This window comes from Tenacibaculum sp. IB213877, assembly GCF_034043975.1.
Taxonomy (GTDB): Bacteria; Bacteroidota; Bacteroidia; order Flavobacteriales; family Flavobacteriaceae; genus Polaribacter.
In genome coordinates this window covers 355,820-368,552 of sequence record NZ_JAXCHH010000004.1, presented here as the reverse complement: position 1 = coordinate 368,552, position 12,733 = coordinate 355,820, and the positions used below count along the sequence as shown (strand labels likewise).

Below are 12,733 nucleotides of genomic sequence, written 5' to 3'. Positions count from 1 at the left end.
AATTATAAATTGCCAGTTATGAAAAAGGATAATATTATTCAGATAAAAAGTTATGATTTTGCTGTTAGAATAGTAAAAGTGTACAAATATTTATCTGAAGAAAAGAAAGAATTTGTTTTGAGTAAACAATTGTTAAGATCAGGAACGTCAATAGGAGCAAATATTGAAGAGGCGATTGGTGGTCAAAGTAGAAAAGATTTTTATGCTAAATTAACAATAGCTTATAAAGAAGCCAGAGAAACACATTATTGGATTAGGTTGCTCAGAGATACTGATTATTTGATGAATGATGAAGTGAACTCTCTACTTGAAGATGTAAATGAATTATTAAAAATCATAGGAAGTATTCAGAAAACAATTCGTAATTCATAAATAAAAATATAAATTAATAATTACAAGTTATGAATTAACACAAGTAAAACTCGTAATTCATAATTTAAAATTCATAATTAAATTAATGACAATTTTAGATAAAATCATCGCTTTTAAAAAGCAAGAAATAGCAAAAATAAAAGCCGAAGTTCCGGTAAAAAAACTGGTAGAAAGTCCAAATTTTAAACGGACTCCAATTTCATTGAAAGCTTCGTTAACCGAAAAATTTTCAACAGGAATTATAGCAGAGTTCAAGCGTCAATCTCCATCCAAAGGAATTATAAATGATAAGGTTTCGGTTACTGAAGTTACCCACGGATATTTAGATGCGGATGTGGCGGCACAATCTATTTTAACTGATACGTCGTTTTTTGGGGGAACGATGGCAGATTTGATGGAAGCGAGAACTATCAATACTACAAAGCCAATTTTAAGAAAAGATTTTGTGGTAGATGCATTTCAAATCGTAGAGGCTAAGGCAATTGGTGCAGATGTAGTTTTGCTAATTGCAGCGTGTTTAACGGGAGAGCAATTAAAAAATTACGGTCAATTAGCAACCGATTTAGGATTAGAAGTGTTGTATGAGGTTCATAATCAGGAAGATTTAGATAAGCTTTCTGATTTAGATAATAAAATCATTGGAATTAATAATCGTGATTTAAAAACCTTTAAAGTTGATTTGGAGAATTCTATTGAACTGGCAAGTCAAATTCCATCTAGCTCTATCAAAGTATCAGAAAGCGGAATTAGTGACCCAAGAATTGTATCAGGTTTAAAAGAATATGATTTTAAAGGGTTTTTAATTGGTGAAAATTTTATGAAAGCGGAAGATCCTGGATTGGCATGTCAGGAATTTATTAATCAAATTCGATAAAAGTGTAATTGTGTAAACGTTGAATTGTTTAATTGTGAGCATATAGAATACAATTAAACAGTTTAACAATTAAACGTTTAAACATGAAAATTAAAGTTTGTGGAATGAAATACCCGGAAAATATTCTCAAAATAGCAGCACTACAACCTGACTATGTAGGGTTTATTTTTTATGATAAATCTCCAAGAAATTTTGAGGGAATTATTCCTGAGTTACCAAAATCAACCAAAAAAGTAGGGGTTTTTGTCAATGAATATCTAGAGATTTTGGTGTCATTGGTTGAAGAATATAAGTTGGATGTTATTCAGTTTCATGGTGATGAAAGTGTGGATTATATAAAACAATTGAAAACACATTTACCAAAAGTTGAAATCATTAAAGTCTTCGGAATAAAAGATGAATTTGATTTTTCTGTTTTAGAAGATTATATCGATGTTGTAGACTATTTTTTGTTCGATACCAAAGGAGAAAACAGAGGGGGAAATGGCGTTACTTTTAATTGGGAAGTATTGAAGGATTATCCGTACACAAAACCCTATTTTTTAAGTGGCGGTATTGGTTTGAATGAAGTTGAAGATTTAATGTCGTTCCTGCAAAAGCAAGAATCTCAATGTTGTTATGCAGTTGATGTAAATAGTAAGTTTGAAATAGAACCCGGATTAAAATCCGTAGAAAAAATACAAAAATTTAAAAAATCTGTCATTACGAACGAAGTGAAGTAATCTCTAAATTAAAGATTGCTTCGTTACTCTCGCAATGACGAAATCGATAAAAATGAAATACAATCCAGATAAAAACGGGTATTATGGGCAATTCGGAGGAGCTTTTATTCCGGAATTGTTGTATCCAAATGTTAAAGAGTTAGAAGATAATTACATTAAAATTATTAAATCTGAATCTTTTAAAAAAGAGTATAAAAGCCTTTTAAAAGATTATGTTGGCAGACCTAGCCCGTTGTATTTTGCAAAAAGGTTATCAAATAAATACGGTGTAAATATCTACTTAAAACGTGAAGATTTAAATCATACAGGAGCACATAAAGTCAATAATACTATAGGTCAAATTCTCATTGCCAAACATTTAGGGAAAACTAAAATTATTGCAGAAACCGGTGCGGGTCAACATGGAGTGGCAACAGCAACTGTATGTGCTTTAATGGATTTAGAGTGTGTTGTTTTTATGGGTGAAAAAGATATTGAGCGTCAAGCACCCAATGTAGCGCGTATGAAAATGTTGAGGGCAAAAGTGGTGGCTGCCACTAGTGGGAGTAAAACATTGAAAGACGCTACCAATGAAGCTATTCGATATTGGATTCAAAATCCAGATACCTATTATTTAATTGGCTCTGTGGTGGGACCACATCCGTATCCTGATATGGTGGCGAGATTACAAGCGGTAATTTCTGAAGAAATGAAATGGCAATTAAAAGAGCAAACTGGTAAAGAAAATCCGGATACAATTATAGCTTGTGTAGGTGGTGGAAGTAACGCAGCAGGGGCTTTTTATCATTATTTAGATGATGAAGATGTGGAGTTAATAGCTGTAGAAGCTGCTGGTTTAGGTGTGAGTTCTGGTGAAAGTGCTGCCACCTCTCAGTTAGGAGAAGTAGGTGTAATTCACGGAAGTAAAACTATTTTAATGCAAGATGAATACGGACAAATTGTGGAGCCTTATTCAATTTCTGCAGGATTGGATTATCCGGGTGTAGGGCCTTTGCATGCATTTTTATTTGATGAAAAACGAGCAAAGTTTATGAATGCTACAGATGAAGAAGCATTAAAAGCTGCCTATGAATTAACACGTTTAGAAGGAATAATTCCCGCTTTAGAAAGCGCACACGCCTTGGCGGTGTTACCAAAAATTAATTTTAAAGAGAATCAAACGGTGGTTATCAATTTATCAGGAAGAGGTGATAAAGATTTGGAAACGTATATGAAAAATTTAGGCTTATAGCCATTGGCTAAAAGCTAAAAGCTATTTAAAATGAACTCAATTCAACAATTATTTCAGCAAAAAGATAAAAATCTATTATCTATATTTTTTACAGCAGGTTTTCCAAAATTGGAAGACACCACCGCTATTATTTCAGAATTAAACAAAAGCGGAGTAGATTTTATTGAGGTAGGTTTACCATATTCTGACCCGTTGGCAGACGGACCAACCATTCAACATAGTAGTTCGGTAGCGTTACAAAACGGAATGAATCTCGATGTGGTTTTTCAGCAATTGCAATCAATAAAGGAAGCAAACAGAACGCCTTTGGTATTGATGGGTTATGTGAATCAGATTATAAAATATGGCGAAGATAAATTCTGTCAGCAAGTAAAAGATTGCGGAATTGATACGGTTATCATTCCTGATTTACCTATGGTTGAATATGAAAATCACTATCAACAATTATTCAATAACTACGGAATAACCAACGTGTTTTTGATAACTCCACATACATCCGAAGAACGCATTCGTAAAATTGATAGTTTAACCAAAGCTTTTATTTATGTGGTGGCTTCTTCATCTATTACAGGGGCAAAAGGAGAAATTTCTCAGCAGCAAATTGACTATTTTGAGCGAATTAAAAACATGAACTTACAAAGCAAATTGATTGTTGGCTTTGGTATTTCAGACTATAAAACTTTTGCCACTGCTTGTCAATACGCTAACGGAGCTATTATTGGGTCAGCTTTTATTAAAGTGTTAGAGAATGGTGGAGTTGGAGAGATTGAAAAGTTTGTGAACTCAGTAAAAAGTTAGTTTGTTTCTTTTGTAATTTTTATGCACTTTCGTGGTCTTAAATTTTAAAAAGACTATGGAAAGAATAAAGATACTATTAATTCTAACAGGGTTAATCTTTACAAATTTTATAATTGCTCAAGAAAAAGTAAAATTAGGAGTAAATGCTGGAGTAAACTATTCTTCATTAAGAGAGAGTGATAATATATTTCGTAAAACAGATTCAGATTTTGCTTATTTAGTAGGAGCTAAATTTGAGTATATTATAAATGAGAATATTTCAATAATTACAGATATTAACTACGAAGTTAAAAAGACAAGCTATGATGTTACAGTGGCTAGTAATCAAGATGATCCTTGGTTTCCAAATACAAATTTAAAAGTAAAGACAAATCAAAATTTTTTAACTGTTCCAATGTTGATAAATTTTAAATTTGGAAGCTCTAATACTTTCTTTTTAAATGGAGGTCCTTTTCTAAGCTATTTACTGAATGCAAAAAGCCATACACAAGGAAATGTTTATGCTGATGAATCTTCTAAATTCAAAAAAACAGATTTTGGTATTTCATTCGGAATAGGGAAAATAATTTCACTAGATGATAAAAATGATTTGATTATTGAGTTGAGAGATAATTATGGATTAATTGATATCAATAGTAATTTATACAATGATTTTAATGAGGTAAAAACTAATTCTTTAAATTTAACTGTTAGTTGGAGTTTTAATCTGTAGAAATGCTTTATAAAATCAAATGAACCTCAAAAAACACCTCACTTGGTCTAATCTGATTTTTGTTTTAGTTGTAGCGTTAATGTTATACAAACCTACAAGAGTTTGGTTTATTCGTCAAGTATCCTTTTCACCATCAGTTTCATCGGTAGAGAAAAGTCAAAAAATAACCGATTATAATTGGCCTTTGTATGGTTTAAATACCGAAAGTGTCAACTTTTCACAGTTTGAAAATAAAGTAGTTTTCTTAAATTTTTGGGCTACTTGGTGTCCACCTTGTATTGCAGAGTTTCCTTTTATTCAGGAACTTTATAAAGATTACAAAGACAACGTGGCTTTTGTATTTGTAACCAATGAAAATTGGGAAGAAGTTGAGGCCTTCTTTCAGAAAAACAACTATGATTTTCCAACATATCAATCATCAGCAAGGTATCCAAAAGGATTGCCTTCTGTAAGTTCAATTCCCACAACCTTTATCATCGATAAAAAAGGAAATATCAGAGTTCAAAAAACAGGTTCAGCCGATTGGAATAGCGAAAGCTTTAGAAAATCGATTGATGGAATGTTGAGTGAGTAAGTGTTAAAAAATCTTAAAAAATTTAGCAACTTTCTTTAAAGAGTTAACTTCGTTTGTTAGTAAAATCAAACGAAATGCATTTAAAAAAGCTCCTTACAGTTGCAACACTTTGTATTGTTGGTGTTGCGGTTTCTCAAAACACACTTATTCGTAAACCAGCTATTAGTCCGGATGCTTCTCAAATGGCGTTTAGCTATGATGGAGATATTTGGACGTATAATTTCAATACACAACAAACCAAAAGATTAACTATTCATGAGGCTTATGAAAGTGATCCGGTTTGGAAGAATGATAATAAAACTTTAGCGTTTTCATCTAATAGAAAAAAAAATACAAATGTTTTTATTACTTCGGAAGATGGAGGTTTACCAAAGCAATTAACCTATTATCCAACGGCTAATACACCAACAAGTTGGGATGCAAACGGAAATGTTATTTTTTCAACTAAAAGAGTATTAGCAGGACCAGAGTGGGATGCACAGATTTATTCGGTAAATGAAAATGGCGGAACACCTGAGCGATTACTTACAGCTTATGGTTCTATGGCATCGGTTTCTCCAAATGGTAAATTTATTGCTTATGTAAAAGGAGCGTGTAGAACTGCGCGTGAAGATTATTCGGGGTCTGCGCAACGTGATGTTTGGATCTATAACACGCAAACCAAACAATATTATCAAATAACAACTAGCAATAAAAATGACCATTCTCCAGTTTGGGATGCTCAAAACAATCTGTACTACATTGGTGCTAAAAGTGGTCGATACAATATTTATAAGCAAGCAATTTCTGACAACGGAACAGCTTCCGGAACAGCTCAAAAATTAACTAATCAAAGAGAGGATGGTGTTCTTGAGTTTTCGGTAAGCAATAACGGAACAATAATTTATACTGCTGGAATAGATACTTACAAATTAGAAAATGGGTCAACAAAAAAACTAGATTTTAATTTGGCTTCAGATAATCGTTTCAATTTAGAAGAAACAAAAACGGTAAGTAACGGAATTAGCGAATTTGCTATTTCACCTAACGGAAAGAATGTTGCATTTGCAGTGAACGGAGAAATCTTTGTAAAAGAAAATGACAAAGAGAAAAAGCGTTCAAACAATGTAAGTAAAGATTTCTTTAGGGATAAAAATCCGGGTTGGATCAATGATAAAACAGTTGTGTTCTTATCTGACAGAGACGGAAAATTTCAGTTATACAGCGTAACTTCTGCAGATAATAAGGTTGGCTTACACAGAACCTTAAAAACTAAAATTACTAAGTTAACTAATGAGAAAGAAGATGTTGATTTATTTATCATTTCTCCGGATAATAAAAAAATAGCATATCAAGTTGGAAGAGGGAAATTGATGATTGCTGATATTGACGAAGGGAAATTAAAAAATGAGCAAGTTTTTTCTGATTCTTGGGCAGCTGCTGAAGATGTTTCTTGGAGTCCGGACAGTAAATGGATTGCTTATTCTCAAGAAGATTTGAATTTTGACAGCGAGATTTTCATTCAATCTGTAGAAGATAAAAATAAAAAAATGAACATCAGTATGCATCCAAGAAGTGATATGAGTCCTGTTTGGAGCGAAGATGGAAAAAAGTTAGCATTTTTATCAAATAGAAGCGGAATTAACTATGATGTTTGGATGCTTTGGTTGCAAAAAGAAGATTGGGAAAAGTCAAAAGCCGACCATGAAGAAGGTGATTATTACCAAAAAGAAGAAAAGAAAGACAAAGAGGAAGACAAGGATAAGAAAGATAAAAAGCCAAAGAAGAAAAAAGTTGTTGTAAAGATTGATGAGGATAAAATTTACGATCGATTAGTACAGGTAACTTCGTTACAAGATGATGAGTACAGTTTAGCGTTTAGTAAAGACAATGATTTTATCTATTATTCAGCTACAGATCCATCAACTAAAAAAAGAAGTTTATTCAAAATTAAATGGGATGGTTCAAAGCCAAAAGCAGTTAAAGGAACTGATGGAGCAAGAGGAGTTTCTTTGCAAAACGGAAAAATATATTTCCTAGCTAAAGGTGGTTTAAAAGAATTAAATACAAAGTCTGATAAAATTACAGGATTACCACATTCGGCAACCTATACCAAGAATGTTCAAAAAGAGCGTGAGCAAATTTTTGAAGAAGGAATTAGAGCTTTGTCGGCTGGTTTTTATGATCCGGAATTCCATGGATACAACTGGAAAAAGTTGATAGAAAAATATAAGCCTTGGGCATTGAATGCGAGTACGCATCAAGATTTTACATATATGTTCAACTTGTTGTTGGGTCAGTTAAATGCGAGTCACATGGGTTACAGACCATCTAATAATCCGGGTAAAACAACCAATGAAAAAATAGGATTGATAGGATTAGAAGTTACCAATACTAACAACGGAGCAAAAATCAATTATGTGTTGCCAAATTCACCTGCAGATAAGTCAAGAAGCAAATTAAATGTTGGTGATGTAATTACCTCAGTAAACGGTACTCCGATTAAAAAAGACACAAACTTTTTCAGTTTATTTAAAAATACCGAAGGTGATGAAGTGTTGTTAACCTTACAATCGGGTAAAGAAGTAGTGTTAAGAACACAAAAAAGTTTGAGAAACTTACAATATGATGAATGGGTAAATTCTCGTAAAAAATTGGTTGATGAATTTTCTAACGGACAATTAGGATATATTCACATTCAAGGAATGAATATGCCAAGTTTTGAGCGATTTGAACGCGAATTAAAAGCTAGTGGATATGGTAAAAAAGGTATTGTTATTGATGTGCGTTACAACGGAGGTGGTTGGACTACCGACCGATTAATGGCAGTGTTGAATGTAGATCAGCATGCGTATACCATTCCGAGAGGAGCCACAAAATCGTTAAAAAATAATAAACAATTTACAGGTAATTATCCGTTTAATGAACGTGCCATTTTATCGGTAAATACAAAACCTGTGGTAGCATTGTGTAATGAAAACAGTTATTCAAATGCAGAGATCTTTTCACATGCCTTTAAAAGTTTGGAGTTAGGTAAATTGGTTGGTCAACCTACCTTTGGAGCGGTAATTTCAACAGGAGGTAGACGCTTACAAAACGGATATATTCGTATGCCTTTTAGAGCTTGGTATGTAAAAAAATCGGGTAAAAATATGGAAAATGAAGCTCCGGCAGTTCCAGATTATTTAGTTGAAAACAAACCAGGATGGAAAGATAGAGGAGAAGATGCTCAACTAAAAAAAGCCGTTGAGGTATTGTTGCAAGAGATTAAATAAATAAAAATTAGAAATTATAAAATTGAAGCGTAGAATGTAAATTCTACGCTTTTTTTATTTCTACTTTTGCCGTATGATGCAGATTCAAGAAAAAGATTTACTTTCTAAGTTAAAAACAAATTTCGGTTATGATAGTTTTAGGCTACAACAACAAGAAATTATTGAAAATATTTTAGCCAAAAAAGATACGTTGGTAATTATGCCAACAGGTGGAGGTAAATCGATCTGTTATCAATTACCGGCACTTTTTTTTGAAGGAATTACTTTGGTTATTTCTCCGTTAATCGCATTAATGAAAGATCAGGTAGATAGCTTAAAAGCCAACGGAATTTCAGCAGCGTATTTTAATAGTAGTCAAACCCCCGAAGAGCATCAAAAAGTGTTCGACGGAGTAGCTGATAAAACAGTAAGATTACTTTACGTAGCACCAGAGAGTTTGTCTTTACTTCAGCATATATTAAATCAAAATTATATTAGTTGTATTGCGGTTGATGAAGCGCATTGTATTTCTGCATGGGGGCATGATTTTCGTCCCTCATATAAACAACTCGCTTTTTTAAAAAAATCATTACCAGAAACACCCATTGTAGCGTTAACAGCAACAGCAGATAAGGCAACACAAGAAGATATATTACAGCAATTAGCAATTGCTAATGCTACAAAATATATAAGTTCTTTTAATCGTGAAAATATAGCTTTAGAAGTAAGACCTGCGAATGATCGTATAAAGCAAATTATTCGTTTTATTAAAAAGAAACCGAAAGAGGCGGGAATTATTTATTGTTTAAGTAGAAAAACAACAGAGCAACTTGCTGAAAAGTTAAAAGACAACAATATTAATGCGAAATCGTATCATGCTGGTTTGTCTTTTGAAGAACGTTCTAAAACTCAAGAGGATTTTATTAAAGATGATGTAGATGTAATTTGCGCAACTATTGCCTTCGGAATGGGAATAGATAAATCAAACGTACGTTGGGTAATTCATTATAATATGCCCAAAAATATTGAGGGATATTATCAAGAAATTGGGCGTTCTGGTAGAGATGGTCTAGAGGCAGAAGCATTGCTTTTTCATAGTTATTCAGATGTTATTCAGTTGCGTCAATTTATTGCAAATACTACAAATAAAGACGTTCAGGAAGCCAAGTTAGACAGAATGAAACAGTTTGCGGAAGCTACTGTTTGTAGACGTAAAATTTTGTTAAGCTATTTCGGAGAGCTAATCGAAGAAAATTGTGGGAATTGCGATGTATGTAAAAATCCGCCAAAGTTTTTTGATGGTACTGTAATTGCACAAAAAGCATTGTCTGCTATCTATAGATTAGAAGGTAAAGAAGCCATGGGAACTGTAATAGATGTGTTGAGAGGAGCACAAAATGCAACGATTTTAGAGAAAGGATATCAGCAAATAAAAACTTACGGAGTAGGAAAAGATATTTCATGGAGAGATTGGCAACATTATATTGTTCAATTAATAAATCAAGGATTTTGTCAAATAGCTTTTCATTTACACAATGCTTTACAGCTTACAGAATTCTCCAATAAAATACTGTTTAATGGTGAAAAAGTATTTTTAACCACTCCTGTTGAAATTGAAAAAATTAAAAAAGAAACTGAGGTTAAGTCAAAAACAAAAAAGAAGATTGTTAAAGATACCTTATTTGAACGTTTGCGAAAATTACGTTATAGAATTGCCCAGGAGGAAGATATTGCTGCTTATTTAGTTTTTAATGATGCAACGTTGAGAGAAATTGAAAACGAGCGTCCGCAAACAGATGAGGAGTTTTTAGCCATAAGTGGAGTAGGGCAACGAAAATTAGAAGTGTATGGAGGAGAGTTTATGGAAGAGATTAAAACCTTTCTTAGTGAGAAAAAGAAAGGTAAAAAAGATACCACGTTAGAAACTTTTAATTTATACAAAGAAGGTTTTACGATTGATGAAATTGCTGATAAAAGAGGACTGAAACCTCAAACGATCTTTTCGCATTTGTCAAAATTATATTTAGAAGGAAAAGATGTGAGTTTAGATGAATTTATCTCCGCAGATATTTTGAATTTGGTTAGAAATGCAAAAAAAGTGTTGAAAAATGAAACAGCATTAAAACCGTATTTTGAGTTTTTAGGTGAAAAAGTTCCGTATGAACAGATTAGAATAGGATTGACTATTTTACAGAAGAAAGGATAAACAAAAACCTGACGAGTTATTGCTCGGGAGTTCTTTTAAAAAAAATATGGTGCAAATTTTTATGATAATACTCGAATGAGATAGAATTGGTGTTCTATAAAAATCGTTATTTAAAATTTTTACATATAAAGGTTTAGTTTTTGACTTAAGTAAGTTAATTTGAAAGGTGAGGGGTGGCTTAATAACTAACTTTGTATATTTTCGTTTTCAATTTCAGATATAATAGAATAAATTATGTCGAATATTAATTTGAAACTATTAAAATTAACACGTTTATATCTTTCTTCTTTATTATAAATATATTTAGCGAAGTCTTTTTTAGAAAGAGCCAGACTATCCTCATTTTGAGATCTAACTTTATCAGTAATAACTATTTCTTTACTTTTTAATTTGTTGGTGTTTTCGTAGCAAGTTATCTTTGGATCTTTAATTAATGTACCACTCTCGTTTGAAAACTCATCACTTAAAAAAATTCTCCTTCCAAAAGAATCTGTTATAGTTAAGTCTTCATCTTTGTAAAAATGTTCAATACAGTTTTGGTTAGTTTTTCTATGTGAAGGTTTTGGAAGATAGAAAGTAAAAACTTTATTATTAAAATTTTTATATCTTTTTCCTTCTTTCGGAACAATATTTTTAAGGGCTTTTATATTATCTGAATCAAAAATTGCTATTATTGGGTTTGTATTTTTTGTAGAAGTTGAAATATATCCATCTAGGTAAGATTTCAACTTAGTATCCCCAACGGTAGCTTCATATTTAATAAATTCAATTTTTGTGCTTAAGTGTCTATAGGTATCATTTATTACTGAAAGAGAATTGATGGCAGCAGTTAAATGCATCCAATCAGTATTACCTTCCGTTAATACTTTTACTTTTCCTTTTGAATAATTTTCAGTATAATTTTTAAAATTATGGTTAGGGTTTAATGAATTGAATTTATTTAGCAGCGATTTAAATAATAAATCTTCTTTTCCTCTAATATCAGATATAAATAATAATTTTCCCTCAATAATATTTATAAACAACCGGGAGCTAAATTTTTTTTTAGGATTCTTTTTAAAGTGATTAATTGTGGCTAGTTCTAAACCTCTTATTTCCCAGGAGTGTAACATAGCTCTGACTTGTTTTAAGAAGCCTTTTTTAACATTTACTCTTTTGTTAACAGTTAATCCAGTTACATATTGATTTTGGAAGTGTTTTCTTAAAGTTGTTTTCGATTTGTTTACTTTGAATCCATTACTATTTATTATTTCTAATAGAGTCTCGCTTAAATAGAAAGTTTCATCTTTTTCTATTCCAATTTTAGAAGGTACTTTTTTTAGGTTAGTTGAAAATGTGATATCATCAGAATAACGACTATAAAAACTTTTGTTTTTTTTAGCAAAAAGTTTTAGCTGATTGTCTAGTTTTCTGGTTATCAAGTTAGAAATTATAGGTGAAGACGGGCTGCCTTGAGGTAATTCATTGTTGTGGCAACATAACTGAGCTAAAATACTAGATACTTCATCATTAAAACTAAAAGGATGAGATTTAAACATACCTCTTACACGACCAAAATTTATGGATTGAAAGAAATCACTTAAATCTAAATTTATTACAAATCTTTGTTTTTTGTGCGGGGTAGCATTAGTTCTAATTCCTTTACCTTTAACATAGCTGTGAACATGTTTTTTTACTGTATAATTTTCCTGTAACTCTTTAGCTATTTTTTTTTGAATAGCTTTAAGTGAAGGTATTGGTGCTAATATCTTTCTAGGATTGCCGTTTTTTTTGTCTATGGTGAATTCGCGATATTTATTATCAATACTATATGCATTGTAGTCAAGCTTTTGAATTGAAATACTCAAAAAACTAGCTAAATCTTTTTTATTCTTAATTTCTATAAATCTGATAGGAGAAATAGAGCTCATGGTTATTCTACTTTAGCTACATTCTTGAATAAAATATTAAGATGTTATAAATAAAATGTTGTTATAACTTATATAAATAATTTAAATATTTCTTGTATTGT

The 12,733-nt window shown here is 31.6% G+C and carries 10 protein-coding genes; 9 read left to right on the top strand and 1 reads right to left on the bottom strand.

The annotated features are described in order from the left end of the window. The first annotated feature begins 18 nt into the window (after positions 1–18). The 9 genes from SLH33_RS05090 to recQ all read left to right on the top strand — a co-directional run bounded on the left by SLH33_RS05090 (position 19) and on the right by recQ (position 10,722). Positions 19–372 (top strand): four helix bundle protein, encoded by a 354-nt coding sequence (locus SLH33_RS05090; RefSeq protein WP_320417987.1) that lies wholly within the window; start codon positions 19–21, stop codon positions 370–372. Between the two features lie 85 nt (positions 373–457). Further along, positions 458–1,246 carry an indole-3-glycerol phosphate synthase TrpC gene (gene trpC / locus SLH33_RS05085; protein ID WP_320417986.1) on the top strand — a complete coding sequence of 263 codons (789 nt, stop codon included), beginning with the start codon at positions 458–460 and terminating at the stop codon, positions 1,244–1,246. Positions 1,247–1,329: 83 nt separating this feature from the next. Beyond that, positions 1,330–1,968 carry a phosphoribosylanthranilate isomerase gene (locus tag SLH33_RS05080; RefSeq protein ID WP_320417985.1) on the top strand — a complete coding sequence of 213 codons (639 nt, stop codon included), beginning with the start codon at positions 1,330–1,332 and terminating at the stop codon, positions 1,966–1,968. Between the two features lie 52 nt (positions 1,969–2,020). Beyond that, positions 2,021–3,199 (top strand): tryptophan synthase subunit beta, encoded by a 1,179-nt coding sequence (gene trpB, locus SLH33_RS05075; protein ID WP_320417984.1) that lies wholly within the window; start codon positions 2,021–2,023, stop codon positions 3,197–3,199. A gap of 30 nt (positions 3,200–3,229) precedes the next feature. Then, the gene (gene trpA, locus SLH33_RS05070; RefSeq protein WP_320417983.1) at positions 3,230–3,997 is read left to right on the top strand and encodes a tryptophan synthase subunit alpha; all 768 of its coding nucleotides are present in this window, start codon (positions 3,230–3,232) and stop codon (positions 3,995–3,997) included. 55 nt (positions 3,998–4,052) lie between these two features. Further along, entirely contained in the window at positions 4,053–4,709 is a 657-nt protein-coding gene (locus SLH33_RS05065; RefSeq protein WP_320417982.1) for a porin family protein, read from the top strand. Positions 4,710–4,728: 19 nt separating this feature from the next. Then, positions 4,729–5,283 (top strand): TlpA disulfide reductase family protein, encoded by a 555-nt coding sequence (locus SLH33_RS05060; protein ID WP_320417981.1) that lies wholly within the window; start codon positions 4,729–4,731, stop codon positions 5,281–5,283. Positions 5,284–5,357: 74 nt separating this feature from the next. Beyond that, entirely contained in the window at positions 5,358–8,537 is a 3,180-nt protein-coding gene (locus SLH33_RS05055) for a S41 family peptidase (protein WP_320417980.1), read from the top strand. A 73-nt stretch (positions 8,538–8,610) separates the two neighbouring features. After that, positions 8,611–10,722, top strand: coding sequence for a DNA helicase RecQ (gene recQ / locus SLH33_RS05050; RefSeq protein WP_320417979.1), 2,112 nt, complete (start codon positions 8,611–8,613; stop codon positions 10,720–10,722). A gap of 185 nt (positions 10,723–10,907) precedes the next feature. Here the strand turns inward: recQ and SLH33_RS05045 are convergent, their stop codons facing one another. Beyond that, positions 10,908–12,569, bottom strand: a complete 1,662-nt coding sequence (locus SLH33_RS05045; protein ID WP_320417978.1) for a reverse transcriptase domain-containing protein — start codon at positions 12,567–12,569, stop codon at positions 10,908–10,910. Between the last annotated feature and the right edge of the window lie 164 nt (positions 12,570–12,733).